Below are 25,728 nucleotides of genomic sequence, written 5' to 3'. Positions count from 1 at the left end.
CCATCGCCCGGAAGAGTGGCATTTTATACGATTCCTTAACTTCACGAGTTTGTGAAGCGACTGTAGCTTGCTGGCCATGACATCTGCGATATCCGTGTCGGGCCTGGTCAAGACCTTCGGCCCGACGCGTGCGCTGGACGGTCTGGACCTGTCCGTCCGGCAGGGGGAGGTGCACGGCTTCCTCGGCCCGAACGGGGCCGGCAAGTCGACCACCATCAGGGTCCTGCTGGGCCTGCTGCGCGCCGACGCCGGCGAGGTGTCGCTGCTGGGCGGCGACCCGTGGCGCGACGCGAGCGCGCTGCACCGCAGGCTGGCCTACGTGCCCGGCGACGTGAGCCTGTGGCCGAACCTGACCGGCGGCGAGGTCGTCGACCTGCTGGGCCGGCTGCGCGGCGGCCTGAACGCCAAGCGCCGCGACGAGCTCATGGAGCGCTTCGAGCTGGACCCGCGCAAGAAGGGCCGCGCCTACTCCAAGGGCAACCGGCAGAAGGTGGCGCTGGTCGCGGCGCTGGCCTCCGACGTGGAGCTGCTGGTCCTCGACGAGCCGACCTCGGGCCTGGACCCGCTGATGGAGGCCGTGTTCCAGCAGTGCGTCGACGAGCTGCGCGGCGAGCGCACCGTGCTGCTGTCCAGCCACGTCCTGGCCGAGGTCGAGGCGCTGTGCGACCGGGTCAGCATCATCCGCGACGGCCGCACCGTGGAGACCGGCACGCTGGCCGAGCTGCGCCACCTGACCCGCACCGGCGTGTCGGCCGAGCTGGCGGGCGACCCGGACGGCCTGGCCGGGCTGCCCGGCGTGCACGGGCTGGTGGTGCGGGGCCGGCAGGTGCGGTTCGAGGTGGACGCCGACCACCTCGACGGCGCGCTGCGCTGCCTGGTCGGCGCGGGCGTGCGCACGCTGACCAGCCGCCCGCCCACGCTGGAGGAGCTGTTCCTGCGCCACTACGACCGGGAACGGCCGGGCGCGGCGGTGTCGTCGTGACCGGCCTCGGCCCGCTGGTCCGCCTGGCGCTGCGGCGCGACCGGCTGCTGCTGGCGGCGTGGGTGGTCGCCCTGGTCGGCATCACGCTGGCCACCACCTCCGCCGTGGGCGAGCTGTACGGGACGGCCGAGTCGCGGGTGCGGCTCGGCGCGACCGCGGGCGTGAACCCGGCGTTCCTGGCACTGCTCGGGCCCCTGCACGACGCGTCCACCGCCGGCGGGGTGCTGGCCTGGCGGTGGGGCGTGTTCGGGGCCCTGCTGGTGGCCCTGATGAGCGCGTTCCTGGTCACCCGGCACACGCGCGCCGAGGAGGAGGCCGGCCGGCTGGAGCTGGTCGGCTCGGCGGTGGTCGGGCGGCACGCGCCGCTGGCGGCGGCCGTGGTCACGGCGGTGCTGGTCAACGCCCTGGTCGGCGGCCTCATCGCGGTGGGGCTGGTCGGCCTGGGCGAGCGCGCGGCGGGGTCGTTCGCGTTCGGCGCGGGCTTCGCCGCGGTCGGCCTGGTGTTCGCCGGGGTCGGCGCGGTGGCCGCGCAGCTGCCGGAGAGCGCCCGCGCCGCGAACTCGGCGGCCGGCGCCGTGCTGGGCCTGTCCTACCTGCTGCGGGCGGTCGGCGACGCGGCCGGTGACCGGGGGCCGACCTGGCTGACCTGGTGCTCGCCGCTGGGCTGGTTCGAGCACACCAGGCCGTTCGCCGGGGACCGGTGGTGGGTGCTGGCGGTGCCGCTGGGTGTGACCGCGCTGCTGGTGGCGACCGCGGCGGTGCTGGTGACCCGCCGCGACACCGGCGGCGGCCTGGTGCCCGCGCGGCTGGGCCCGGCGCACGCGCCCCGGTCGCTGAGCAGTGCGTTCGGCCTGGCCTGGCGGTTGCAGCGGGGCGTGCTGCTGGGCTGGGCGCTCGGCCTGTTCGTGCTGGGCGCGGTGTACGGGGCGGTGGCCCGGGGCGTGGAGGAGATGCTGGCGGACAACCCGGCGATGCGGCAGGTCATCGGCCGGCTGGGCGGGTCCGGCGGGATCGTGGACGTCTACCTGGCCTCGATCCTGGGCATCGTCGCCCTGTTCGGCTCGGGCTTCGCGGTGCAGGCGGTGCTGCGGCTGCGGGCCGAGGAGTCGGCGTCGCGCGCCGAACCGGTGCTGGCCACGGCGGTGCGCCGGTCCGCCTGGGTCGGCGGGCACGTGCTGCTCGCGGTCGTCGGCTCGGCCGCGGTGCTCGCCGCGGCGGGGCTGGGCGCGGGCCTGGTGCACGGGCTGCGCGTGGGCGACGTCGGCGGCCAGGTCGCCCGGCTGGTGGGGGCGTCGCTGGCGCACGTGCCGGCCGTGTGGGTGGTCGCGGGCCTGGCGCTGGCGCTGTTCGGGCTGGTGCCGAGGCTGGCGACGGCGAGCTGGGCGGTGCTGGTGGCGTTCCTGGTGCTCGGCCAGCTCGGGCCGCTGCTGGAGCTGGACCCGTGGGCGATGGACCTCTCGCCGTTCACGCACGTGCCGAAGGTGCCGGGCGCGGAGGTGACCGCGGCGCCGCTGCTGTGGCTGGCGCTGGTCGCCGCGGGCCTGGTCGCGGTCGGGTTCGCCGGGTTCCGCCGGCGGGATGTCGGCTGAGATCGGAAAGAGGGCTTCCAGGTCTGCCGTCGGGGCCCGTGGAACTCCCACGGGCCCTGGCGGGGCACCGACGGGGCACCGACGTGGAAGCGCTGCGGGTGGCGTTGCTCGACCACCCGGTCCCGGTCGGCCGGCGAGTGCGCCGACGCGGGCGACGGCCGGGAACGGCCCCGGCGGTGCGCGTGCAGCAGGACGCGCTGCCCGCTCAACGCGACCCAGGTGACCGCCCCTGCTCGGCGCCGTCGACGACCCGCTGCGGCCCTACCCGGTGCCCGGTGCACGAGGGCGCGCTGCCCGTCCACGTCGGCCTGCGGGCGTGGTGGCGGGGGCGCCGGCGAACCTTGAGGTGAGCTTGAGGAAGCGCTGAGGGTGCGCTGAGGTCCGGACCCCACTCTTGGTCCCAGCAACGAACCAAGAGGAGTCCGAAATGCAGCACAACCGCCGCCGTTCCGCCTGGCGCCCCGCCGCACTGGCCGCCATCGGCGGCTCCGTGCTCGTCGCGATGGGGGTCGGCGTGTGGGCGACGCTCACCGCGACGGCCGCGAACGTCGCGCCCGAGCAGGTCGCCAACGGCACGCTGAAGCTGACCCTGGCCGACAACGGCGCGGGCTTCGGCCAGAGCATCACCAACCTCGCCCCCGGCGACACCGTGAACCGGTACGTCGCGCTGACCAACGGCGGCACGCTCGACGCCCAGGCGCTCACCCTCCAGGTCGCCGCCACCGGGGCGAACGCCCTGATCACCGACGGCGCCACGAGCAAGGCGCTGCGCGTGACCGTCACCGAGTGCGTGAACGGCGCGTGGGCGCCCGACACCGGCGCGTGCGGCGGCACCAAGGCCGTGCTGATGGCCGCCACGCCGCTGAGCGGCCTGGCCTCGGCGGTGGCCCTCCCGGCCGGCGCGATGGCGGCGGGCGACGTGCAGAACCTCCAGGTGTCGGTCCAGCTGCCCGACCAGAACGAGACCACGGTCAACGGGGTGCTGCCCCAGGGCACCGTCCAGGGCCAGTCGGTGAACCTCACCTACACCTTCGGCGAGACCCAGCGCTCCGCCACCACCACCAACTCCTGACCCCGACCACCCACCACCGCGAGGACGCCGAGATGAGGACGACGACGGCGGCGCTCGGCGGCGTCGTCCTCTCGGCGCTGCTCGCCACCGGGGTGGCCGACGCGGCCACCGGCGCGGTCGCCACCGCCCGGACCGCGGCGGGCACGGCCACCTGGTCGGCCACCCTGGTGCGCTCCGACGGCGCGGTGCTGACCGGCCGGCCGTACACCGCCGACTACACCGCCCTGCTGCCCTTCGCGGTCTACCTGTCCGCCCGCAACACCGGCACGACCGCCCTGACCGGCCAGGTCTACTCGATCAGCGGGTACGGGTTCGCCCTGTCGGGCGTCGCCCTGGACGCGTGCACCACCGGGCCGTGGCAGAACGGCTCGTGCCCGGGCCAGGTCGTGCCGGTGCGCAGCGGTGCCACCGCGGCGCTGCCGGTGGCACCGGGCGCGTCGGTCGGCCTGCGGCTGTCGCTGCCGGCCGGGGTCGGGGTGTCGGTCTCGGTGTCCGCCTCCACCTCGCGCGCCCACGTCCGCGCCGCGACCACCACCAACTCCTGAAAGGGCCCGCCGTGCGCGTGCTGTCCGGTCTGCTGCTCGTCACCGCCGCGCTGGGCGCGGTCGGCGCGGCGGTCCTCGTCGTCGTCCTGCACGTGGGGTTCGCGCCCGTGCTGTCGCCGAGCATGTCGCCGTCCTTCGAGGCGGGCGACCTCCTGGTCACCAGGTCCGTCCCGACCGCGGACGTGGCGGTCGGCGACGTGGTCGTGCTGCCGCGCCCCGACGCCCCCGGCGAGAGGTACGCCCACCGGGTGATTTCCCGGGACGCGTCCGGGGGCGAGGTCGTGGTGCGCACCAAGGGCGACGCGAACCCCGCCGAGGACCCGCAGGCGCTGCGGATCGTGTCCGACACCGTCCCCGTCGCGGTGGGTGACCTGCCGGCCGTCGGCCGGGCCGCGCTGCTCGGGCAGCACGCGTGGGTGCGGGTCGCGCTCATCGTCCTGATCGGACTGGCCGTGCTGGTGGCGGCCAAGCGGGCCCTGCTGCGGCCCGCGCGGTGATGCCGGGAGCCGGAGCGGCGACCACACTGGACCCGGTGGGCACCGCCAAGGTCCTCGTCGTCGAGGACACCCCCGAGATCCGGCTGGTGGTCGAGCTGGCGCTGCGCGACGCGCACTTCGACGTCGAGACCGCCGGGGACGGCGACCGGGCGCTGGAGCTGGTCCGGGCGTGGGACCCGGACGTGGTGGTGCTCGACCTCAACATCCCCGGTCCCGACGGGCTGGAGGTGTGCCGCCGGCTGCGCGGGTTCTCCACCGCCTACGTGCTGATGCTGACCGCCCGCGCCGACGAGGTGGACAAGCTCGTCGGGCTGGCCAGCGGCGCCGACGACTACCTGACCAAGCCGTTCTCGCCGCGCGAGCTGGTCGCCCGGGTGCACGCCGTGCTGCGGCGGCCGCGCGCCGGCGCCCCGGCCGCGCCACCCGCCGACCGGCGGGTGGTGGGCCCGCTGGAGGTCGACCTCGACGCCCGCGAGGTCCGCGTCAACGGCGACCGCGTGGCCACCACGCGGACCGAGTTCGAGCTGCTGGCCGCGATCGTCGAGCACCCGCGCCAGGTGCGCACCCGCGAGCAGCTGCGCCGCCGCGCCTGGGGCGAGGACTGGCTGGCCGACGACCACGCCGTCGACGTGCACCTGTCGAACCTGCGCCGCAAGCTCGCCGCGGCCGGGGCGCGGGGCGTGATCGCGACCGTGCGCGGCGTCGGCTACCGGGTCAACCCCGACCTCGCCTGACCCGGGTCACCACCACGGCCGGTCCACCTCCGGCCCGGCCACGGGCAGGGTCGCGGTGAAGGTGCTGCCCCCGCCGGGCACCGAGCGGACCCCGACCGAGCCGCCGTGCGCCTCCACGATGCCGCGGGTGATCGCCAGGCCCAGGCCGGCGCCGCCGGGGCGCAGCTGCACGAACGGCTCGAAGATCCGGTCGAGCTGGTCGGCGGGCACGCCGCCGCCGCGGTCGCTCACGCACACCCGCGCGGTCACCTCGCCGGCCGCCCCGCACGCCACCCGCACCGGCTCGCCGGGCGGGCTCACCGCCACCGCGTTGGCCAGCAGGTTCGTCACCACCTGCACGAGCCGGTCCGCGTCACCGCGCACCAGCACGGGTTCGGCGTCCACCACCACCGGCACGCCCCGGCGCCCGGCCGCGCCCTCCACCGCGTGCACCGCCTGCCGCACCACGTCGGCCAGCTCCACGGCCGTCGGCCGCAGGTGCAGCCGGCCGTCGCGCACGCGGGACAGGTCGAGCACGTCGTCGGCCAGCCGCACCAGCCGGTCGGTGTTGTCCACCGCGATCCCCAGCAGCTGCCGCGCCCGCTCGGGCAGGTCCCCGAACCGGCCGGACGCCAGCAGCTCCAGCGACCCGTGCACCGAGGTCAGCGGGGTGCGCAGCTCGTGGCCGACCAGCGCGGTGAAGTCCCGCTTGGCCTGCTCGGCGTCCTGCGCGGCCAGCGCCGACTGCACGACCGCGCACTCCAGCTCCACCCACGCCGCCAGGTCGCGCAGCCGCTGCCGCTCCACCCCGGACAGCCGCCTGGCCCGCCGGTCGATCACGCACAGCGTGCCGACCCGGTGCCCGGACGGCGCCCGCACCGGCTGCCCGGCGTAGGACCGGGCGCCCTCGTCGGTGACGATCGGGAAGTGCGCGAACCGCTCGTCGGCGAGCAGGTCCGGCACCTCGAACAGGTCGTCGCCGCGGATGGCGTACGAGCAGATCGACACCCCGCGCGAGGTCTGGTGGTCGGCGAGCCCGACGCACGACTTGAACCACTGACGCTCCAGGTCGACCAGCGACACCAGCGCGATCGGCGCGTCCAGCACGTCCCTCGCCAGACGGGTGATGCGGTCGAACCGCTCCTCACTCGGCGTGTCGAGCAACCGGAGCGCCTTCAGCGCGGCGACCCGGTTGACCTCGGCGTCCCAGGCTTCGTCAGTCACCCGGCCCAGTCTGAGCCAAATGGCCCAATCGTGTCGGCTTATGACACTTTCGAGTGAACTTCTACATGCCTGTCGGTCCGCGCCCCGGCCCCCGGCCGCGCCGCCGGAGGTAGCGCTCGAACTCGGCCGCGATCGCGTCACCGCTGGCCTCGGTGATCTGGATCTCCGCGTCCCCGCGCTCCTCCAGCGCCCGCACGTAGTTGCGCACGTCCTCGTCCTCGTCGGCCATCTCGCTGACCGTGCGCTCCCACTCCTCGGCCTGCTCCGGCAGCGCCCCGAGCGGGACCTCGACGTCCAGCACCTCCTCCACCCGGTGGAGCAGCGCGAGCGTCGCCTTGGGCGAGGGCGGCTGGGACACGTAGTGCGGCACGGCCGCCCAGAATGAGATCGCCGGCACCCCGGCCTGCACGCACAGGTCCTGGAACACGCCCACGATCCCGGTCGGCCCCTCGTACCGGGACCGCTCCAGCCCGTACTTGGTGGCCGCGGCGGCGTCGTAGGCGGTGCCGGTCACCGGGACCGGCCGGGTGTGCGGGGTGTCCATCAGCAGCGCGCCCAGCGTGACCACCGTGGTCACGCCCAGGTCCTCGATGTGGCGCAGCAGCTCGCCGGCGAACTTCCGCCAGCGCATGTTCGGCTCGATCCCGTGCACGAGCACCACGTCGGTGGCCGACCCCGGCGGTCGGCACACCGAGAGCCGGGTCGTCGGGAATTCCACCCTCCGGGTGACGCCGTCCACCATGCGGACTGTGGGGCGGGTCACCTGGAAGTCGTAGTAGTCGTCCGGATCGATCTCGGCCAGCGGCGTCGCGTCCCACGTGAGTTGCAGGTGCTCGATCGCCGTGCTGGCGGCGTCGCCAGCGTCGTTCCACCCCTCGAAGGCCGCCACCATGATCGGGTTGGTGAGCGGTTTGCGGGGGTCGAAGGGGGTCTGGGCGGCCTGGTCCGGATCGGTCACCTGGTCAGACTACGACCCCCGGCGCCCGCCCGACGCCGTAGGCTGGCCCACGCCGGGTCGTGTCACCCCGACGCTTCGGGGCGCGCCGGTTCGCGGACTTCGCGGGAAGGGTGTGGATGACGGTCGAGGCTGTGCTGTGGGACATGGACGGCACGCTGCTGGACTCGGAGAAGCTGTGGGACGTCCCGCTGTTCGAGTTCGTCGAGAAGCTGGGCGGTGAGCTGTCGCTGGAGACCCGTCACGCCATGGTCGGCTCCAGCGTCCCCCGGACCATGGCGATGCTGTTCGCCGAGGTCGGCGTCGACGCGCCCACCGAGGAGGAGCTGGAGGACGGCGCGGCGTGGATCATGCGGCGCACCGAGGAGGTCTTCCGGGCCGGCCTGCCGTGGCGGCCGGGCGCGCGGGAGGCGCTGCGCGCGGTGCGGGCGTCCGGCGTGCCGATGGCGCTGGTGACCTCGACCGAGCGGGGCCTGACCGAGGTCGCGCTGGACACCATCGGTCGCGACCTGTTCGACGTGACCGTCTGCGGTGACGAGGTGGACGGGCTGAACAAGCCGCTGCCCGAGCCGTACCTGAGGGCCGCCCGCCTGCTCGGCGTCGACCCGACCCGGTGCGTGGCGGTCGAGGACTCGCCCACCGGCGTGGCCTCCGCCGTGGCGGCAGGCTGCACGGTGCTGGTGGTGCCGTGCGACGTGGAGGTGCCGGGTGGCGAGCGCCGCGTGTTCCGCGACTCCCTGGTGGGCGTCGACCTGACGACGCTCGCCCCGCTGCTGGACGGCTGAGGGGCCGGGGGACCGCTGAAGCCCCGCCGGTTCACCGGGCCCACCGGGGTTCGGCGGACCGCTGGGACCCGCCGAACCCCGGTGTCCCCGGCTAAAGAGCCGACACCCGCCTCCGCACCCGCACCGCCGGGTCGACCAGCAGGCCGAACACCACGCCGAGGCCCAGCCACAGCGTGGCCTGCTCGGCCAGCGAAGCCAGCCGGAACTCCCACAGCAGGCCCGCCGGCACGTCCGCGGGCACGTCGTCCGGCGTCGCCGGGAACACCACCAGCAGCACCGCCAGCGCGGCCACCACGGCCACCGCGGTGACGGCCGCCCGGACCGGCGCCGGCAGGTGCGCCAACCGCCGGACCAGCACGCCCGCGCCGTGCACGACCAGCAGCCCGGCCGCGATCAACCCCAGGTAGAGCACCGTCCGGTACTCCACCGTCGTGCTCTCGCCGACCCCCGGCGGGTTCGCCGGGTACTTCACCGCGGGCAGCAGCACCGCGACGCCGAACGCCGCGGCCGACAGCCACACCGCCCGGGTGAACGGCGCCCTGGTCGGGAACCAGTGCCGCGCCCCGGCGTAGGCGGTGGCGAACAGCGCCCCGACGGCGAGCCCGACCACGACCGCCGCCAGCGCGCCACCCACCACCTGGGTGCCGCGGCTGAACACCTCACCGTGGTCGTGGGCACCCGGTTCGGCCGGCCGCGCCTCCTCGACGGCCAGCGCCGCCCGGATCGGGGCCTCCACCACGAGCACCCCGACCAGACCCGCGAGCAGCCCGGACAACCCGCCCGAACCGATCCCGCGCAGCAGCAGACTCCGGTAAGCGGACACCCGGCGCGCCTAGTGGCAGGGCACGCCGAGCGCGTGGCGCCCGTCGTGGAAGAACTCGTGGACGGTCTCGGCGGCGTGGCCGAGCGCGATGCCGTTCTCCTGGAGCACCAGCCAGGTCACCAGCAGCGCGACCAGCGCGACGGCGTAGGCCCACCTGGGGACGTGGACGGGGACGGACTGCGCGGGGCTCGTCATGACGGCCTCCTCCATACCTCGTGGAAGGTCAACAACAACTCGTGCCGCAGCCGGTCTCCTGACTCCCGGATCGACACCGTCCCCGCGTCTTCCCAGCCGCGCGTGCGACCAGTGACGTGCTCGGCGGGTTGGCTCCCCGGTCACAGTGGCGAGGACCGCGCCGGATTCCCACCGGCTTCCCGTCCACTGCGGCCTGCGAACCGTAGATGTCGATCGCCCGGCGGCACAACCGGCCGGAAGAGTTGTCGTGCGCCTCACGTCAACGCGCAGTCACCGCACTTCCCGCCGCCGTCGAGCCGGTAGTACAGGCAGCAGCTGCGCCGCCGGAACACCACCTCGCCCGGAAAGGGGACGAACACCCCGGTCCCCCGCAGCGGCGGCTCCGCGAACAGCTCCTCGCCCAGCGCCACGCACTGCTCCGCGGTCGCCACCCCGGCACGCGCCGCGGTCCGCAGCGCCCCGGCCGCGGACGACGCCGCGTTCCCCCACAGCAACCCGGCCGCCACCGGCGTGACCGCGCGCAGGGCCCCCACCACCGGCGCCAGCGGCTCGGCGACGCCCACCCCCGCCACGGGCTCCTTCAACCGGACCCGCAGGCCGTCCTCGTCGTAACGCCACCAGAGGTTCGCCGGCCGCACGTCCGGCACCGCGCCACCGACCACGCGGGCGGCGACCACCGGGCACAGCAGCCGCGCGGAGTAGCCCAGGAAGAACAGCGAGGCGGCGACCCGCGGTTCGCCGGTGCGGTAGCGGTCGGCGATCCGCCCGAGGACGTCGGGCAGCGCGGGGCCTCCCAGCAGCGCGGCGCCGTCGTGCCAGCCCGGGTCGGGACGGCCGACGTCGAGGGCGAAGAACGGGCTCAGGCCGCGGACCTGCCGCAGGGTGGCCAGGACATCGGCGAACTCGGACACGCGGCCCAGTCTGCCGCCCCGGGGTTTTCACGATGGCGACGCGGGGTTGACGGCGCGGCAACGCCGCCGCGGTGCACTGGTGGCTCCCACTCACCCCGGGGGGCGCGGATGACGAGCACCTACGACCGGATCGGTGGCCAGGAAGCCCTGGTCAGCGTGGTCGACGACTTCTACGGGCGCGTGCTGGGCGACCCGGGGCTGGCCCCGTTCTTCAGCGGGACGAACATGTCCCGGCTCAAGGGCAGGCAGGTCGAGTTCTTCACCGCCGCGCTCGGCGGGCCGCAGGAGTACACCGGGCGCTCGATGAAGGAGGTGCACCGCGGCATGAACATCGGGCAGGCGCACTTCGACCTCGTGGCGGGCCACCTGGCCGAGGCGCTGGCGGCGGCGGGGGTGCCCGCGGAGACGGTGGGGGAGATCATCGGCGTGGTGGCCCCGCTGTCGGCGGACATCGTCGCCCCCGCCGCACCCGCCGCCTGACCCGGGGCGCCACCCGCCCGGCGCCGCACCGCGCGCACCGCCCGGCCCACGTCGCGCGGCTCGCACTGCCTCGCGCCGCCCGGCCGTGCTGCCTGACCTGCGCCGCCTGACCTGCGCCGCCTGACCTGCGCGGTGCCCGAGCCCGACCACACCGGTCCCCGGCACCTGGGCGACACCGGCTACCGGCGCGCGTTGGCCGCCTCCGGCGCGCTGCTCGTGCTCACGGGTGTCGCCCTCGGCGTCGAACTGGCCGGCCGCGGCGCCTGAGCACCGCACCGCGACCGCCGACCCGCACCGCGGTCCCGGTCGCTACGGCAGGTAGAACGTCAGCACGTCGGCCCGCACCGGCGGGAACAGCACCCGCATCAGCTCGGCGTTCGGCCCGGGGTAGACATCCGGCTGCCGCGCGGTCAGCCCGTCGATCCCGTGCGGCCCGAACAGCAGCGACGCCAGCAGGTCCGGCGCCACGCCCGCGCCGCCCGCCGCGCCGGGGGCCTGCATCGTGCCGCCCGCCACGACCGGCCCGACCCGGCCCGCCTCGAACGGCAGCCGCACGTGCGAGCGGTAGAACGACACCACGGCCTCGCCCGCCGCGGCGGCGAACCGCTCGGACGCGGCGAGCCGCGCGCCGAAGACCGGCCGCAGGTGCCCCAGCAGCGCGACCGGGTCCGGAATGCGCACGTAGTAGGACTCCGCGTCGGGCTTGGGCGGCGCCAGGAACGGCTCCAGCGCCGCGCCCGCGACCGTGCCGGGGCGCTCGGTCACCTCGGTCGGCGCGGTCAGCGCGAGCAGCGCGTGCGCGGCGGCCTCGTCCACCGCCGCGACCTCCGCCAGCCGCACGTCTTCTTCACCCGGTGGTGTGAGGCGCCCGGTCGCGACCGGCACGCCGCCGCGCTCGACGAGCACCTGCGCGCTGCCGTCGCGGGCCACCAGCCACCGCCACAGCGGGGCCGAGTGCGGCATCCGCAGGTCGGCGCGGGCCTGCTCGGCGTCCTGGAGCCGGGCCATGACCGGGATGTCGTCGGCGGTCGCCTCGCGCAGCACGTGGTCACCGGCCACCGGGGTGCCCAGCACCTCGCGGGTGGGGGCGATCGGCACCGCGTAGGTGTAGCCGAACCGCCGGTAGAAGTAGGGGATGCCGATCATGATGTTCACCAGGTGGCCGCGGGCGGCGGCGCGGTCGTGGGCCCAGCCCATCAACGCGCGCACCAGGCCCCGGCCCTCGTAGGCGCGGTCGGTCGCCACCAGCTCGACCTGGCTCGCCGGGATCTCCAGCCCGCCCAGCACCAGGGTCTCGTCGAGCAGGGTCGCGGTGGACACGACGCGGTCGCCGTCCACGACGACCGCGCACGCCTCCCAGCCCGCGTCCGGGTCCTCCACCACCAGGCGGTGGTCGACGGCGTCCTCGGGCTCGCCGCGCTCGGCCAGCAGCGCGCCGACCTGCTCCAGGTCCGCGGGGCGCGCGGTGCGCAGCACGAGGCCGTCGCTCAGGGTCACCTGAGCAGTGTCCGGCGGGCCGCCCGCGGCGTCACGCGATTTTCGCCGGCGCGGGCGGCCCGCCGTGGGGCACCATGCCGCGCATGACCTGGCTCCCCGCCGACTTCGCCCACCCGACCCGCGTCGACCTCGACGCCGACCACCACCTGCGCCCCATCCGGGAATCCGATGTGGACGTCGACTACCCGGCCGTGATGGGCTCGCGCGAGCGGCTGTGGTCGCTCTACGGCGAGGCGTGGGGGTGGCCGCCCGCGACGATGACCCCCGAGCAGGACCGCGAGGACCTGGCCCGCCACGAGCGGGAGCAGGAGGCGCACGAGTCGTTCAACTACGCGCTGTTCAACGCCGACGAGACCGCCCTGCTCGGGTGCGTCTACATCGACCCGCTGGAGGACCGGGGCGACGACGCGCTGATCTCCTGGTGGGTGGTCGACGAGCACGTCGGCACGGACCTGGAGCGCGCGCTCGACGAGTTCGTGCCCAAGTGGATCGCGGAGGTGTGGCCGTTCACCAGCCCGCGCTACGGGATCTGATCGCGACGGTCGCCGCGGTCCGCCCGGCCGCCCCGGTGCCGCTGCGGCGACGCCGAGCCGGACCGGCGGCCGGTGGCCCGACCAGGGGTGCGCCCGCCCGCCGGGCCGGGGGATGCGAGGATCAGACCCCGTGAAGACCTTCGACGAGCTGTTCGCCGAGCTGAGCGAACGCGCACGCACCCGCCCCGAGGGGTCCGCCACGGCCGCCGCGCTGGAGGCCGGGGTGCACGCCCAGGGCAAGAAGGTGCTGGAGGAGGCGGGCGAGGTCTGGATCGCCGCGGAGCACGAGTCGGACGAGCGCCTGGCCGAGGAGGTCTCGCAGCTGCTCTACCGCGTCCAGGTGCTCATGCTCGGCCGCGGCCTGACCCTCGAAGACGTCTACAAGCACCTGTGATCCTGGAGGCCGCGCGGCTGGACGTCCGGCCGGGCCTGGAGGCCGACTTCGAGTCGGCCTTCGCGCAGGCCCGCGAGGTGATCGCCGGCTCGCCCGGGTTCGTCTCGCTGGAGCTCCGGCGGTCGGTCGAGCACCCCTCCCGCTACCTGCTGCTGGTGCGCTGGGAGCGGCTGGAGGACCACGTGGTCGGCTTCCGGCAGGGGCCGCTGTACCCGCGGTGGAAGGCCCTGCTGCACCACTTCTACGACCCCTTCCCGACCGTCGAGCACTACCGCGCCACCTGATGGGCGGGGTGCTCGGCGGCTTCGCGCCCATCTGGGTGCTGACCGCCGTGGGGTTCGCCGCCGCCCGCACCGACGTGCTCGGCGACCGCGCGGAGACCGTGCTCGGGCGCTTCGCCTTCTACCTGGCCATGCCCGCGGTGCTGTTCACCACCCTGCTGGGCGGCTCGCCCGCCGACCTGGCCAACCGCGGCGTCCTGGCGTTCGTGATCAGCACGTTCGTCGTCGGCCTGGTCGGCTACGCGGTGCAGTGGCGGGTGTTCCGGCGCTCCCCGCCGGACCGGGCGCTCGGCGCGATGGCCGGCTGCTACGCCAACGCGGGCAACCTGGGCATCCCGGTCGCGGTGGGCGTGCTGGGCGACTCGTCGTTCGTGGTGGCGGTGCTGCTGTTCCAGCCGGTGGTGGTGATGCCGGTGGTGCTCGCGGCCGTGGAGGTCGGGTCCGGGCGGCGCGGGTCGGCGCTGCGCACGCTGGCCCTGCTGCCGGTGCGCAACCCGCTCATCCTGGCCTCGCTGCTGGGCCTGGTGTGCGGGCTGCTGGGCGTGCGGGTCCCCGAGCTGGTGCTGGAGCCGGTGCGGGCACTGGGGGCCGCGGGCGTGCCGACCGCGCTGGTGGTGCTCGGCATGTCGCTCGACGCGGCACGCGCCCCCGAACCGGGGGTCCGGGCCGAGCTGGCCACCGCGGTCGCGCTGAAGCTCCTGCTGCACCCGCTGGTGGCGTTCCTGGCGTGCCTGGCGCTGGACGTGACCGGCCCGCCGCGCCTGGCCGCCGTGGTGTGCGCGGCCCTGCCGACCGCCCAGAACGTCTACGTGCTGGCCCGCCGGTACCGGTCGGACCCGCGCTTCCAGCGGGACGCGGTGCTGGTGTCCACGGTGCTGTCGATGGCCACGCTGTCGGTCGTGGTGCTGCTGCTCCGCTAACTCAGCGCTGCCGCACGAACAGCGACTGGGCGCTGCGCCCCACCGGGCCGCGCCCGTCGTGCAGCACGCTCGTCGCCACGCCGACGCCGGTCGGCCCGAGGACCGTGGTCGCGTCGAGGGCGAACCACCCGCCGACCGGTTCGCGGTGCAGGTGGACGGTCAGGTCGGTGTTGATCGCGTACCACCGGGTGATGTCCAGCCGCCCGGACACGCCGCTGGCCGAGTCGGCGACGGTGAACAGCCGCTGGAGCGGCGTCGGCTCCTCGCCCGCCACCACCGCCACGGCCGGCCGCGCCCACACCACCGCGTCACCGGGCTCGAAGACGCCGCCGGTCACCGACCGCCACTCCATCGCGGCCAGGTACCCGCGCCGCCAGCCGGCGGGCACCGGCATCGGCGCGCACCCCTCGGCGGGTGGCGGCGACGGGCCGTCGCCGGTGGCCACGACCGCCGTGTCACCGGTCACGATCCGCCACGCGCGGGCCCGCAGCACCGGCCGTCCGCCGTGGCACAGGGACGCGGACAGCAGCTCCACCGAGCGGCCCGGCCGCTCCACCGCCGCCTCGACGGACAGCTCGGCCACCGGCACCGGGCCCAGCACCTCCAGGGTCACCCGGGACAGCAGGGTGCCCGGGCGCGGCGCGCACCGCTCCAGGGCCCGCACCAGCAGCGCGGACGGCGGGCCCAGGTGCTGGCTGTCGTCGCTCCAGGGGCCGGCGGTGTGCCCGGTCGAGGCGAACCGGTCCCCGGCCAGCGGCTCGTAGAACGCGCCCACGGCTTCAGTCCACCCGGTCGAGCGGCGTCTCCACGCCGGCGTCCGGCTCCGGCCACCCCGGGTAGGGCGGCGGCGTGCCGTCGAACGCCGGGCACAGCGCCTTGTGGTCGCAGTAGTCGCACATCCGGCTGGGGTTGGGCCGGAAGTCCCCGGACCGGGCCGCCCGCAGGATGGCGTCCCAGATCGCCTCCAGCGTCCGCTCGAACCGCGCCAGCTCCGCCTCGTCCGGCTGGTAGGCCAGCGCCTGCCGGTCCGCCAGGTACATCAGCCGCAGCTGGCGGGGCACCACGCCGCGCAACCGCCACAGCACCAGCGCGTAGAACTTCATCTGGAACAGCGCCTTGGCCTCGCCCACCTCGCGCGGCGCGGCGCCCGTCTTGTAGTCGACCACCCGGACCTCGCCGGTCGGCGCCACGTCCACCCGGTCGACGTACCCGCGCAGCAGCACCCCCGACGGCAGCTCCCACTCCACCAGCAGCTCGCGGGCGTCCGGGTCGAACCGGCGCGGGTCCTCCAGGCCGAAGTAGCCGTCGAGCAGCCCCGCCGCCGACGCCAGCCACTCCTGCTGCTCCGGGTCGTCCTCGGCGAACAGGTCGGCGAACTCCGGCCGCTCCGCCCGCACCCGCTCCCACGCGGGCCCGACCAGCTCGCGCGCCCGCGCCGGCACCCGCTGGTCGGCGGGCAGGTCGAACAGCTCCTCCAGCACCGCGTGCACCACCGTGCCGCGCACCTGGGCCCTGGTCGGCCTCTCCGGCAGCCGGTCGACGGCCCGGAACCGGTAGAGCAGCGGGCACTGCTTGAAGTCGCCCGCGCGGGAGGGCGACAACGCCGGCCTGCGGACGGGTCGGTCGGTGGTCGTCGGCACTGCCATGGGCCAAACGATAGGCCAAGGCACCGACAAGATCGTTCGCGCGGCGAGCGGGCGACCGGCCGAATCACAGCGGTGATACACCCCGGGCCCTAGGCTCTGCGACGTGGCCACAACAGGCGGTTGGCGACGGCAGGTCGGCCGGGACGGCGGCCTGCCGCTGTTCCGCGCGGCCGGGGTGCCGGTGCTGCTGGCACCCTCCTGGTGGCTCGGCTCGGCGGCCGTCGTCGTGCTCTACGCGCCGATGGTCGGCCGCCTGGTCCCCGGCGCGGACGGCGTGACCGGGGTGCTGCTGGCGGCCACGTTCGCGGTCTTCCTCGGCCTGTCCGTGCTGGCCCACGAGCTGGGCCACACCCTGGTCGCGCTCCGCCTCGGCCTGCCGGTCCGCCGGCTGCGCCTGTTCCTGCTCGGCGGCGTGTCCGAGGTCATGCGCACCCCGACCAGACCCGGCCACGAGGGCGCCATCGCCGCGGCCGGCCCGCTCGTGTCGGTCTTCCTGGCCGGCGTGTTCGCCCTCGCCGCCGCGGCGATGCCCGAGCCGGACGCGGTGTGGCTGCTGGTCGCCCAGACGGCGTTCGCCAACGCCGCCGTGGCCGTGTTCAACCTGCTGCCCGGCCTGCCGCTGGACGGCGGGCGCATCCTGCGCGCCGGCGTCTGGGCCTGCACCGGCCGCCGCGCCTCGGGCACCAGGGCCGCGGTCGTCGGCGGCGGCGTGGTGGCGGCGCTGCTGGTCGGGTGGGCGGTGTGGGGCGTGCTGGCGGGCAGCGAGGACCGCTGGGTCAGGTTCGGCGTGTGCCTGCTGACCGCCTGGTTCGTGCTGGCCGGCGCCCGCGGCGAGCTGACCGCGGAGCACCGGCGCACCTGGCCCGACGGCCTCACCCTCACCGAGCTGGTCCGCCCGGTCCTCCAGCTGCCCGCCGAGAGCCCCGTGTCGGGGGCGCTCACCGCGTCCGCGGGCCGGGGCGTGGTGCTGGTCCGCGCCGACGGCGTGGCCGCGGGCCTGCTGGACCGGGAGATGGCCCGGCGGCTGGCGTCCACCTCGCCGCACGCGCCGGCCGAGCAGGCCGCCGTGCCCATCCGGCCGGAGACGGTGCTGCTGGAGAACGAGAGCGGCGACGAGGTGGTCGAGCGCGTGCACGGCACCGCCGCCTGGGAGTACCTGGTGGTCGACCTGGAGGGCCGCCCCGCGGGCGTGCTGCGCCGCGAGGACCTCAGGGCTGCCCTGAACCGCCGCTGAGCAGGCCGGCGTCCTGCGCCAGGATCGCCGCCTGCACCCGCGACCGCAGGTCCAGCTTCGTCAGCACGCGCGACACGTGCGTCTTCACCGTGGTCTCGCCGATGTGCAGCCGTCGCCCGATCTGGTGGTTCGACAGGCCCTCGCCGAGGCACCGCAGCACCTCGACCTCCCGCTCGGTCAGCGAGTCCAGCCCCGGCGGCCGCGACCGGGGCGCGGTGGCGGCGAACTCCCGCATCACCCGCCGCGTCACGCCCGGCGCGAGCACCCCGTCACCGGCCGCGACCCGCCGCACCGCCTCGACCAGCGCGGGCGCCTCCACCGACTTGAGCAGGAACCCCGCCGCGCCCGCGCGCAGCGCGCCGTGCACGTACTCGTCGAGGTCGAAGGTGGTCAGCACCAGCACCTCGCACACGCCGGCCAGCCGCCGGGTCGCCTCGATGCCGTCCACCCCGGGCATCCGCACGTCCATCAGCACCACGTCCGGCCGCAGGGCCAGCGCCTGCCGCACCGCCGCCGCGCCGTCACCGGCCTCGCCGACCACCTCGACGTCCCCGGCGCCGCCCAGGATCATCACCAGGCCCGCCCGGATCGCCGCGTGGTCGTCGGCCACCAGCACCCGGATCACAGCGGCAGCTCCGCCCGCACGACCCACTCGGGGCCGTCGGCACCCGCCGCGCACCGGCCGCCGACCGCGTGCGCGCGTTCCGCCATGCTCACCAACCCCGTCCCCGATCCGTCCCCGCCGGTACCGCGCAGCTCGTTGCGCACGACCACCACCAACCGCCTGACCTGCCGCTCCAGCGCCACCGACGCCCGCGCGCCGGGCGCGTGCTTGACCGCGTTGGTCAGCGCCTCCTGCACGATCCGGTACGCGGCCACGTCCACCGCGACCGGCAGGTCCGCCACGTCCGCGCCCCGGAACCCGACGTCCAGGCCGCCCGCGCGGGCCGAGTCCACCAGCAGCCCCACGTCGGCCAGCCGCACGGTCGCCGGCTCGTCCACGGGGTCGTCGGCCCGCAGCACGTCGATCATCATCCGCATCTCCGCCAACGCCCGCACGCTGTTCTCCCGCACCGCCTTGAGCACGGTGCGCGAGGTCTCCGGGTCGCCGTCGCGCAGCGACAGCACCGCCTCGGACTGGATCGCGATCGCCGACAGGTGCCCGGCCACCACGTCGTGCAGGTCGCGGGCCATCCGGGTGCGCTCGGCGGCGACCGCGGCCCGCCGGTCCAGCTCCACGATCCGGGCCATCTGCTCGGCGCCCTCCCGGTGTTGCCGCACGTTCGTCGCCCACCACACGGGCACCACGAACAGCGAGAACGCCTGCAACCCGGCGTAGAAGGACATCCGCCAGTCGCCGATCACGGCCACCACCGCGGCGCCGCCGACGGTCAGCACCGCCACCACGCCCACGAGCCCCTGGTGCAGCCGGCGCGAGCCGCGCAGGGCGGCCGCGAACAGCACGTCGACCAGGACCATGAGCACCGGCATGCTCAGGCCCAGGCGCGCGTCCACCACCGCGGCCCCGGTGACCACCAGCAGCGCCGCCGCCGGCGCGGAGTGCCGGAACGCCTGCCCCGCGCACGCCACCCCGAGGACCGCGAGCCGCACGCCGAGCGGCGTGGTGTCGTCCCGACCGCCCATGACCAGGTCCGCGCCCAACCGGTGGACCAGCACCCCGAGGGCGAAGAAGGCCACCGCGACGAGCGGGTCGTGGTACCTGCGGAACAGCCACACCCGGTCATCACAGCACAGCGGCGCACACCGGTCGTCCTACTAAGTGATGACCGCCGGTCGATCGGCCCGACGACGCGGCCGAACCCCGCTGACCGGCATCGTCGGTGTCGTGGGTGAACCGCTGGTCGTGTTGATCGTGGCGTGCGAGGTCGGGTTCTGGGTCGTGCTGGGCGCGGGGCTGCTGGCCCGGTACGCGCTGCGCAGGCGGACGCTGGGTGCGGTCCTGCTGGCCTGCACCCCGGTGGTGGACGTGGTGCTGCTCGTGGCGGCCGTGCTGGACCTGCGCGCGGGGGGCGAGGCGAGGGGGGTGCACGGGCTGGCCGCGATCTACCTGGGGGTCAGCGTCGCGTTCGGGCACAGCATGCTGCGCTGGGCCGACCAGCGGTTCGCCCACCGCTTCGCCGGTGGTCCGCCGCCGGTGAAGCCCCCGCGGTCCGGGCCGGAGAAGGTCCGCTACGAGTGGCGCGAGTGGGGGAAGTTCGCGCTGGCCTGGGCGATCACCGGGGCCGTGGTGCTGCTGCTGGCCTTCGTGGTGTCCACGCCCGAGCGCACCGGGGTCCTGTGGGGGCAGCTGCGGACGATGACCGTGGTCGGCGTGGTCTGGCTGCTCGGGTGGCCGGTCTACCACACGGTCAAGGAGGGGGCGGCGGGCAAGTCCCGCCGGTAGCCCGCGGCCGCCGGCGTGCGACCATCGTGCGCTGTCGACGCGCGTTTAGCAGGAGGTTCGCCGCGGTGAGCACCGCCAGTGGTCCGTTCCAGCCGGGAGACCGGGTGCAGTTGACCGACCCGAAGGGACGGCACTACACGATCGTGCTCGAACCGGGCAAGGAGTACCACACCCACCGCGGCGCGTTGCCGCACGACAAGCTGATCGGGCAGCCCGAGGGCTCGGTGGTCACGTCGGTGGGCGGCACCTCGTTCCTGGCCCTGCGGCCCCTGCTGGCCGACTACGTGCTGTCGATGCCGCGCGGCGCCCAGGTGATCTACCCCAAGGACGCCGCCCAGATCGTGATGTACGGCGACGTGTTCCCCGGCGCCCGGGTGCTGGAGGCCGGCGCCGGGTCCGGGGCCCTGACCTGCTCGTTGCTGCGCGCGGTGGGGGAGAAGGGCAGCGTGACCTCCTACGAGGTGCGCCAGGACCACGCCGACCACGCGATCCGCAACGTCGAGCAGTTCTTCGGCGAGCGGCCCGGCAACTGGTCGCTCACCGTGGGCGACGTGGTCGAGCACACCGGCGAGGTCGACCGCGTGGTCCTCGACATGCTCGCGCCGTGGGACGTGCTGCCGACCGTGGCCCGCAGCCTCATCCCCGGCGGGGTGCTCGTGGTGTACGTGGCGACCACGACCCAGCTGTCGAAGGTCACCGAGGCGATCCGGGAGCAGCAGCACTGGACCGAGCCGCAGGCGTGGGAGACCCTCGTCCGGCCGTGGCACGTGGTCGGCCTGGCGGTGCGGCCCGAGCACCGGATGATCGCGCACACCGCGTTCCTGCTGACCACCCGCAGGCTCGCCGACGGCGTCACCCCGCCCCGGCCGCAGCGCCGCCCGTCGAAGGGCTGACCAGCGAGAACGGCCCCGCCCGCCGGGCGGGGCCGTCGCGGGTCACTCGCAGGCGACCCAGCCGTCGTCGGTCTTCTTGAGGGAGATCGTGTCGGTCTGGTCCTTGACGAAGTCCTTCATCTCGGTCGGCACGTTCTCGACCTTCAGGGTGATGGTGGCCTCGGCCTCGGTGTCGCTCTTGGTCTCGACCTTGTCCACGGCGGCGGTGATCTTGATCTCCTTCGCCGCCTCCTGCATCTTCTCGATCTGCTCCCGGGCCTCCGGCGGCAGGTCCTGCAGCTGCTTCTCCAGCTCCTCGGTCATCGCCTCGCCGGGGTTGGACAGCTTCTCCAGGTCCTTGAGGTCGCCCTGCTTCTCGGCGCAGGTCAGGGAGCGCATCTTCTCCCAGTCCTTGGCGTTGAAGGCCGCCACGAAGCCGTTCGCGGTGTCCTGCGGGCTGCCCTTGCCGCCGCCGCCGAGGGTGAAGATCAGCAGGACCACGACGCCGATCACCAGCACGCCGCCGCCCGCCAGGATCCACGGCAGCGGGCTCTTCTTGCGCGGCGCCCCGTAGGGGTCGCCGAAACCACCCGGTTGGCCGTAACCGGGCTGGTTGAACTGGCCGGGCTGGCCGTACGGCTGCTGGCCGTAACCGGGCTGGCCGGGCTGTCCCGGCTGCCCCGGGCCCGGCTGGCCGGGCTGGCCCCAGCCGGCCGGCGGGGTGCCGTAGCCGGGCTGCTGCCCACCCTGTGGGAAGCCCTGGGGCGGCGGGGGGTACCCGCCGGGCTGCTGGCCCTGGGGCGGCTGCTGGCCGAATTGACCTGGTTGCTGGCCAAATTGACCCGGCTGCTGGCCGTACGGACCCGGCTGCTGCGGCGGGACGGACATCACTATCTCCTAGAACTTTCCGCTGGTGGCAGTGGACACTGCCCGGACCACGTCAGTGGATATTTCGTGTTGGGACGCACGGTAGCGGGTAAGAGGTTCCGGCAGACACCGGTATGGAGCAGTTGGACCGGCCGAGCGGGCGGATGTGTGATCGCACAACACCCGGCCACGCGCTGGGTAGCGGCTTTTGTCGGTGATCGCCGGTACCGTTGTCGTACGAACACGGGAGGAGGGTGCCGACATGCAGCACGGTCATCCCGGCAGCCAGCCCGATGAGGGCGGCGAGCTGAACAAGGGCAACAACTCTGGTGAGCTGACTGCGCAGATCAGGTTCCTCGAGGACGAGATCGCGTTGCTGCGCCGCAAGTTGACGGAATCCCCACGACACGTCCGCCTGCTGGAGCAGCGGTTGGCAGAGGCGACCGAGCGCGTCAGCCAACTGACCGAGCGCAACACGAAGCTCATCGACACCCTTCGAGAAGCACGGAGCCAACTGCTCGCCCTGCGCGAGGAAGTGGACCGCCTCGCCCAGCCGCCCAGCGGCTACGGCGTGTTCCTGGCGCGGTTCGACGACGGCACGGTGGACGTGTTCACCTCCGGTCGTCGCATGCGGGTCTCGGTGTCGCCGGCGGTCGAGACGTCGTCGCTGGTCCTGGGCCAGTCGGTGCGCCTGAACGAGGCGTTGACCGTGGTCGAGGGCGGCGGCTTCGAGCGGACCGGCGAGGTGTGCACGCTCCGCGAGGTCCTGGAGGCCGAGGAGGACGCCTCGATCGGCCGGGCCCTGGTCGTCGGGCACGCCGACGAGGAGCGGGTCGTGTGGCTCGCCCAGCCGCTGATGGACTCCCCCCTCAAGGCGGGTGACTCGCTGCTGGTCGACTCCAAGGCCGGCTTCGCCTACGAGCGGGTGCCCAAGGCCGAGGTCGAGGACCTGGTGCTGGAGGAGGTGCCCGACGTCAAGTACGAGGACATCGGCGGCCTGTTCCGGCAGATCGAGCAGATCCGCGACGCCGTGGAGCTGCCGTTCCTGCACGCCGACCTGTTCCGCGAGTACAAGCTGCGCCCGCCGAAGGGCGTGCTGCTCTACGGCCCTCCCGGCTGCGGCAAGACGCTCATCGCCAAGGCGGTGGCGAACTCCCTGGCCAAGCAGGTCAGCGCCGCGCGCGGCGAGGACCACCGGGAGGCCAAGAGCTACTTCCTCAACATCAAGGGCCCCGAGCTGCTCAACAAGTTCGTCGGCGAGACCGAGCGGCACATCCGCCTGATCTTCCAGCGAGCCCGCGAGAAGGCATCCGAGGGCACCCCCGTGATCGTGTTCTTCGACGAGATGGACTCGATCTTCCGCACCCGCGGCAGCGGCGTGTCCTCCGACGTGGAGACCACGATCGTGCCCCAGCTCCTCAGCGAGATCGACGGCGTCGAGGGCCTGGAGAACGTGATCGTGATCGGCGCCTCCAACCGCGAGGACATGATCGACCCGGCCATCCTGCGCCCCGGCCGGCTCGACGTGAAGATCAAGATCGAGCGCCCGGACGCCGAGGGCGCGAAGGACATCTTCAACAAGTACCTCACGCCCGACCTGCCCATCCACGCCGACGACCTCGCCGAGTTCGGCGGCGACCCGGTGGCCTGCATCCAGGGCATGGTGCAGCACACGGTCGAGCGGATGTACGAGGAGTCCGACGAGAACCGGTTCCTGGAGGTCACCTACGCCAACGGTGACAAGGAGGTCCTGTACTTCCGGGACTTCAACTCCGGCGCCATGATCCAGAACATCGTCGACCGCGCCAAGAAGGCGGCCATCAAGAGCCTGCTGGACACCAAGCAGCCGGGTCTGTCGGTGCGCCACCTGCTCGACGCGATCGTCGACGAGTTCGCCGAGAACGAGGACCTGCCCAACACGACCAACCCGGACGACTGGGCGCGGATCTCGGGCAAGAAGGGGGAGCGGATCGTCTACATCCGCACCCTGGTGACCGGCAAGAACCAGGAGTCGGGTCGAGCCATCGACACGGCTACCAACACCGGCCAGTACCTGTAGCCCGCAACGCCGCCCGCGGTGCGGGCGACAGGTCGGGTGAGGAGCAACTCGCCAGGAGGCCCGTCCGGCAGCGCCGGGCGGGCCTCCGCACGTCCGGGGGCGGGTCACCACGTCGAGCTTGCCCGGGGTGGGTGCCCAGGGGGTCAACCGGTGGTGTCGGGGTGGGGGACTTGCGATGTCGGGACGGGGTGTGGGGGTAGGGGCGGGGCCCTGGCGGTGAGGTGATCGGACGGTGACGGGCGGGTCTCGCCCGGTGATCGGGCACGGCAGTCGGATGCGGCAGCCGGCCGCGGTGGCGGCGCCGTGGGGTGCCGTGGGGTGCCGAGCCCGGACCCGGTCCCGGTCCCGGGCGTCCCGGCCGGCTCCAGGGGGGTCGAGCCCGGACCCGGTGCCAGGCGTACCGGCGCCAGGCGTCTCCGGTGCCGGCCCCGGCGCGCCCCACCAACCCCGGCCCTCAAGCGCCCCACCCCGCTCACCGAGCCCTGGCACCCACCAGCCCCGACTCGTAAGCCGCGATGACGAGCTGGGCCCGGTCACGGGCCTGGAGCTTGTGCAGCAAGCGCCCGATGTGCGTCTTGACCGTGCCGTGCGACAGCCCCAACTCCTGCTGGATCTCCGGGTTGGACAGCCCCCGGGCAATCAGCACCAACACCTCCTGCTCACGCTCCGTAACCCCCTCCAAGCGCACCGGCCGCTCCCGCCCCCCACGGGCGAACTCGGCGATCAACCGCCGCGTCACCGAGGGTGACAACAGCGCGTCACCGGCCGCCACGACCCGGATCGCGGCCAGCAGGTCGGCCGGCGGTGTGTCCTTGAGCAGGAAACCGCTCGCGCCGGCCCGCAGCGCCGAGTACACGTACTCGTCCAGGTCGAACGTGGTCAGCATCAGCACCCGGGCCGCGCAGGAGGCGCTGATCTCCCGCGTGGCCGAGATGCCGTCCACCCCCGGCATCCGCACGTCCATCAGCACCACGTCGGGCGAGGTCGCCCGCACCACCGCCACCGCCTCGGCCCCGTCACCGGCCTCGCCGACCACCCTGAGGTCCGGCGCCGAGTCCACCAGCACCCGGAAGCTGCCGCGCAGCAGCGCCTGGTCGTCCACGATCACCACGTCGGTCACGACAGCGGCACCTCCGCCCGCACCGCGAACCCGCGCCCGGCCCGCGGCCCGGCCGAGAACGTCCCCCCGTACACCGCGACCCGCTCCCGCATCCCGACCAGCCCGTGCCCGGCGGTCGCGCCGGCAGGCACCCGCTCGCCGGGCCCGTCGTCGACCACCGAGATCACCACCGCCTTCTCGGCCACCTCCACCTCCACCGAGCAGGACGCCGGCGCGGCGTGCTTGACCACGTTGGTCACCGATTCCTGCACCACCCGGTACACGGTCAGCCCCAGCGCGTCGGGCACCTCGCCGCGGACCGACAGGTCCACCCGCACCCCCGCCGCCGACGCCCGCGACACCAGCGCCGGCAGGTCGCCCATGCCCGGCATGGGCGCCAGCTCGACCGCGGCGTCCTCGGACCGCAGCACGCCCAGCAACCGCCGCATCTCCACCAGCGTGTCCCTGGACGCGGCCTCGATCACCCTCAACGCCTCCTGCCCCACCTCCGGCCGCGCCGCCCCGACGTGGGCGGCGATGCCCGCCTTGACCGCGATCAGGCTCAGGCTGTGCGCCACCACGTCGTGCAGCTCGCGGGCGATCCGCATCCGCTCCTCGGTGACCGCCCGCTCGGCCTCCGCGACGGCCTGGCGCGCCTCGTACTCCCGGCTGACCCGCGTGGTCCGGCCCAGCGCCCAGGCCGCGCCCACCAGCACCACCACGAACGACCCCAGCCCCGGGCCGTCCGGCCACGGCTCGCTGACCAGCACCGACGCCGGGGCGCAGACCAGCGTCGCCACCAGCGCCCAGGCCGCGACCCGCCGCGAGCACAGCGAGGCCACCGAGTACATCGCGAACGCCGTGGGGAAGAACGGCTCCAGCGTGATGTGCGTGAGCGTGGCCACGACCTGCGCGGTCGCCACGATGGCGAGGGTCAGCAGCGGCTTCTTGCGCCGCCCCGCCAGTGGTGTGCCCACCAGCATCGCGAGGGGGTAGCCGAACCACATCGGCACGTCCCGCTGCTCCGCGAAACCGACGTAGGTCAGGACGACCGCCGCCCCCGCGATCATGTCGAGGGCGTAGAGGTAGGCGGTGGGCAGCAGGCGCAGGAGCCGGGGCATCACGCTCGGGACGCTAGCCGGTCGTCCGGC

30 protein-coding genes and 1 riboswitch are annotated in these 25,728 nt (G+C 74.5%); of the genes, 17 read left to right on the top strand and 13 right to left on the bottom strand.

Going from position 1 to position 25,728, the window contains the following annotated elements:
- The first annotated feature begins 76 nt into the window (after window positions 1–76).
- From EKG83_RS34415 to EKG83_RS34395, 6 genes are all read left to right on the top strand, one after another.
- Window positions 77–982 carry an ABC transporter ATP-binding protein gene (locus tag EKG83_RS34415; RefSeq protein WP_033434987.1) on the top strand — a complete coding sequence of 302 codons (906 nt, stop codon included), beginning with the start codon at window positions 77–79 and terminating at the stop codon, window positions 980–982.
- Window positions 979–2,571, top strand: a complete 1,593-nt coding sequence (locus EKG83_RS34410; protein WP_033434988.1) for an ABC transporter permease — start codon at window positions 979–981, stop codon at window positions 2,569–2,571. The genes EKG83_RS34415 and EKG83_RS34410 overlap by 4 nt, the downstream gene beginning before the upstream one ends.
- A gap of 427 nt (window positions 2,572–2,998) precedes the next feature.
- Window positions 2,999–3,643 (top strand): TasA family protein, encoded by a 645-nt coding sequence (locus EKG83_RS34405; protein WP_033434989.1) that lies wholly within the window; start codon window positions 2,999–3,001, stop codon window positions 3,641–3,643.
- Between the two features lie 32 nt (window positions 3,644–3,675).
- Window positions 3,676–4,188 carry a hypothetical protein gene (locus EKG83_RS47225; protein ID WP_033434990.1) on the top strand — a complete coding sequence of 171 codons (513 nt, stop codon included), beginning with the start codon at window positions 3,676–3,678 and terminating at the stop codon, window positions 4,186–4,188.
- Between the two features lie 11 nt (window positions 4,189–4,199).
- Complete coding sequence (locus EKG83_RS47220; RefSeq protein WP_051766862.1) at window positions 4,200–4,685, top strand: signal peptidase I; 486 nt, start codon at window positions 4,200–4,202, stop codon at window positions 4,683–4,685.
- 35 nt (window positions 4,686–4,720) lie between these two features.
- Window positions 4,721–5,419 (top strand): response regulator transcription factor, encoded by a 699-nt coding sequence (locus tag EKG83_RS34395; RefSeq protein ID WP_228122323.1) that lies wholly within the window; start codon window positions 4,721–4,723, stop codon window positions 5,417–5,419.
- 6 nt (window positions 5,420–5,425) lie between these two features.
- Here EKG83_RS34395 and EKG83_RS34390 read toward each other — a convergent pair whose 3' ends face one another.
- Window positions 5,426–6,622 (bottom strand): GAF domain-containing sensor histidine kinase, encoded by a 1,197-nt coding sequence (locus tag EKG83_RS34390; protein ID WP_033434991.1) that lies wholly within the window; start codon window positions 6,620–6,622, stop codon window positions 5,426–5,428.
- A 61-nt stretch (window positions 6,623–6,683) separates the two neighbouring features.
- On the bottom strand, window positions 6,684–7,580 hold the full coding sequence (locus tag EKG83_RS34385; protein WP_033434992.1) for a PAC2 family protein: 897 nt from the start codon (window positions 7,578–7,580) through the stop codon (window positions 6,684–6,686).
- A gap of 116 nt (window positions 7,581–7,696) precedes the next feature.
- Here EKG83_RS34385 and EKG83_RS34380 point away from each other — a divergent pair, with 116 nt between their 5' ends.
- Window positions 7,697–8,362 (top strand): HAD family hydrolase, encoded by a 666-nt coding sequence (locus EKG83_RS34380; protein WP_033434993.1) that lies wholly within the window; start codon window positions 7,697–7,699, stop codon window positions 8,360–8,362.
- Window positions 8,363–8,453: 91 nt separating this feature from the next.
- Here the strand turns inward: EKG83_RS34380 and EKG83_RS34375 are convergent, their stop codons facing one another.
- From EKG83_RS34375 to EKG83_RS34365, 3 genes are all read right to left on the bottom strand, one after another.
- Window positions 8,454–9,185, bottom strand: coding sequence for a CbtA family protein (locus tag EKG83_RS34375; protein ID WP_051766863.1), 732 nt, complete (start codon window positions 9,183–9,185; stop codon window positions 8,454–8,456).
- A gap of 9 nt (window positions 9,186–9,194) precedes the next feature.
- Entirely contained in the window at window positions 9,195–9,380 is a 186-nt protein-coding gene (locus tag EKG83_RS34370) for a CbtB-domain containing protein (RefSeq protein WP_051766867.1), read from the bottom strand.
- Between the two features lie 31 nt (window positions 9,381–9,411).
- Window positions 9,412–9,586: riboswitch (cobalamin riboswitch) on the bottom strand.
- A gap of 48 nt (window positions 9,587–9,634) precedes the next feature.
- Window positions 9,635–10,291: a (2Fe-2S)-binding protein gene (locus EKG83_RS34365; RefSeq protein ID WP_033434995.1), complete on the bottom strand. Its 657-nt coding sequence runs from the start codon at window positions 10,289–10,291 to the stop codon at window positions 9,635–9,637.
- Window positions 10,292–10,399: 108 nt separating this feature from the next.
- Between EKG83_RS34365 and EKG83_RS34360 the strand changes: the two genes are divergently transcribed.
- Entirely contained in the window at window positions 10,400–10,771 is a 372-nt protein-coding gene (locus tag EKG83_RS34360; protein WP_033434996.1) for a group I truncated hemoglobin, read from the top strand.
- A 132-nt stretch (window positions 10,772–10,903) separates the two neighbouring features.
- Entirely contained in the window at window positions 10,904–11,038 is a 135-nt protein-coding gene (locus EKG83_RS49275) for a hypothetical protein (RefSeq protein WP_265590300.1), read from the top strand.
- A 42-nt stretch (window positions 11,039–11,080) separates the two neighbouring features.
- On the opposite strand, the gene EKG83_RS34355 is transcribed toward EKG83_RS49275, so the two are convergent.
- Window positions 11,081–12,268 (bottom strand): GNAT family N-acetyltransferase, encoded by a 1,188-nt coding sequence (locus tag EKG83_RS34355; RefSeq protein WP_033434997.1) that lies wholly within the window; start codon window positions 12,266–12,268, stop codon window positions 11,081–11,083.
- Between the two features lie 83 nt (window positions 12,269–12,351).
- On the opposite strand from EKG83_RS34355, the gene EKG83_RS34350 reads away from it, so the two are divergent.
- From EKG83_RS34350 to EKG83_RS34335, 4 genes are all read left to right on the top strand, one after another.
- On the top strand, window positions 12,352–12,801 hold the full coding sequence (locus EKG83_RS34350; RefSeq protein WP_033434998.1) for a GNAT family N-acetyltransferase: 450 nt from the start codon (window positions 12,352–12,354) through the stop codon (window positions 12,799–12,801).
- Window positions 12,802–12,931: 130 nt separating this feature from the next.
- The gene (locus EKG83_RS34345; RefSeq protein WP_033434999.1) at window positions 12,932–13,195 is read left to right on the top strand and encodes a phosphoribosyl-ATP diphosphatase; all 264 of its coding nucleotides are present in this window, start codon (window positions 12,932–12,934) and stop codon (window positions 13,193–13,195) included.
- Window positions 13,192–13,479, top strand: coding sequence for an antibiotic biosynthesis monooxygenase family protein (locus tag EKG83_RS34340; RefSeq protein WP_033435000.1), 288 nt, complete (start codon window positions 13,192–13,194; stop codon window positions 13,477–13,479). Before EKG83_RS34345 ends, EKG83_RS34340 begins: the two co-directional genes overlap by 4 nt.
- Window positions 13,479–14,396 carry an AEC family transporter gene (locus EKG83_RS34335; protein WP_033435001.1) on the top strand — a complete coding sequence of 306 codons (918 nt, stop codon included), beginning with the start codon at window positions 13,479–13,481 and terminating at the stop codon, window positions 14,394–14,396. Before EKG83_RS34340 ends, EKG83_RS34335 begins: the two co-directional genes overlap by 1 nt.
- 1 nt (window position 14,397) lies before the next feature.
- Here EKG83_RS34335 and EKG83_RS34330 read toward each other — a convergent pair whose 3' ends face one another.
- Window positions 14,398–15,171 carry a thioesterase family protein gene (locus EKG83_RS34330; RefSeq protein WP_033435002.1) on the bottom strand — a complete coding sequence of 258 codons (774 nt, stop codon included), beginning with the start codon at window positions 15,169–15,171 and terminating at the stop codon, window positions 14,398–14,400.
- 4 nt (window positions 15,172–15,175) lie between these two features.
- On the bottom strand, window positions 15,176–16,042 hold the full coding sequence (locus EKG83_RS34325; protein WP_033435003.1) for a RecB family exonuclease: 867 nt from the start codon (window positions 16,040–16,042) through the stop codon (window positions 15,176–15,178).
- 103 nt (window positions 16,043–16,145) lie between these two features.
- Here EKG83_RS34325 and EKG83_RS34320 point away from each other — a divergent pair, with 103 nt between their 5' ends.
- Complete coding sequence (locus tag EKG83_RS34320) at window positions 16,146–17,276, top strand: M50 family metallopeptidase (protein ID WP_051766864.1); 1,131 nt, start codon at window positions 16,146–16,148, stop codon at window positions 17,274–17,276.
- On the opposite strand, the gene EKG83_RS34315 is transcribed toward EKG83_RS34320, so the two are convergent.
- Together EKG83_RS34315 and EKG83_RS34310 are read right to left on the bottom strand one after the other, a co-directional pair.
- Window positions 17,251–17,901: a response regulator gene (locus EKG83_RS34315; RefSeq protein WP_033435004.1), complete on the bottom strand. Its 651-nt coding sequence runs from the start codon at window positions 17,899–17,901 to the stop codon at window positions 17,251–17,253. The genes EKG83_RS34320 and EKG83_RS34315 overlap by 26 nt on opposite strands.
- Window positions 17,898–19,013: a sensor histidine kinase gene (locus EKG83_RS34310; RefSeq protein ID WP_033435005.1), complete on the bottom strand. Its 1,116-nt coding sequence runs from the start codon at window positions 19,011–19,013 to the stop codon at window positions 17,898–17,900. The genes EKG83_RS34315 and EKG83_RS34310 overlap by 4 nt, the downstream gene beginning before the upstream one ends.
- A 109-nt stretch (window positions 19,014–19,122) precedes the next feature.
- Between EKG83_RS34310 and EKG83_RS34305 the strand changes: the two genes are divergently transcribed.
- Window positions 19,123–19,680: a hypothetical protein gene (locus EKG83_RS34305; RefSeq protein ID WP_084717083.1), complete on the top strand. Its 558-nt coding sequence runs from the start codon at window positions 19,123–19,125 to the stop codon at window positions 19,678–19,680.
- Between the two features lie 65 nt (window positions 19,681–19,745).
- Window positions 19,746–20,573 carry a tRNA (adenine-N1)-methyltransferase gene (locus EKG83_RS34300; protein ID WP_033435006.1) on the top strand — a complete coding sequence of 276 codons (828 nt, stop codon included), beginning with the start codon at window positions 19,746–19,748 and terminating at the stop codon, window positions 20,571–20,573.
- Between the two features lie 42 nt (window positions 20,574–20,615).
- Here the strand turns inward: EKG83_RS34300 and EKG83_RS47215 are convergent, their stop codons facing one another.
- A complete protein-coding gene (locus EKG83_RS47215) occupies window positions 20,616–21,440 on the bottom strand; it encodes a hypothetical protein (protein ID WP_194282958.1) in 825 nt (274 codons plus the stop codon).
- Window positions 21,441–21,681: 241 nt separating this feature from the next.
- Between EKG83_RS47215 and arc the strand changes: the two genes are divergently transcribed.
- A complete protein-coding gene (arc, locus tag EKG83_RS34290; RefSeq protein WP_033435008.1) occupies window positions 21,682–23,478 on the top strand; it encodes a proteasome ATPase in 1,797 nt (598 codons plus the stop codon).
- 472 nt (window positions 23,479–23,950) lie between these two features.
- Here the strand turns inward: arc and EKG83_RS34285 are convergent, their stop codons facing one another.
- Together EKG83_RS34285 and EKG83_RS34280 are read right to left on the bottom strand one after the other, a co-directional pair.
- Window positions 23,951–24,598, bottom strand: coding sequence for a response regulator (locus EKG83_RS34285; protein ID WP_033435009.1), 648 nt, complete (start codon window positions 24,596–24,598; stop codon window positions 23,951–23,953).
- Window positions 24,595–25,698, bottom strand: coding sequence for a histidine kinase (locus tag EKG83_RS34280; RefSeq protein WP_033435010.1), 1,104 nt, complete (start codon window positions 25,696–25,698; stop codon window positions 24,595–24,597). The genes EKG83_RS34285 and EKG83_RS34280 overlap by 4 nt, the downstream gene beginning before the upstream one ends.
- Window positions 25,699–25,728: the final 30 nt, after the last annotated feature.

This window comes from Saccharothrix syringae, assembly GCF_009498035.1.
Classification (GTDB): domain Bacteria; phylum Actinomycetota; class Actinomycetes; order Mycobacteriales; family Pseudonocardiaceae; genus Actinosynnema; species Actinosynnema syringae.
This window is presented reverse-complemented; position numbering and strand designations above follow the sequence as displayed.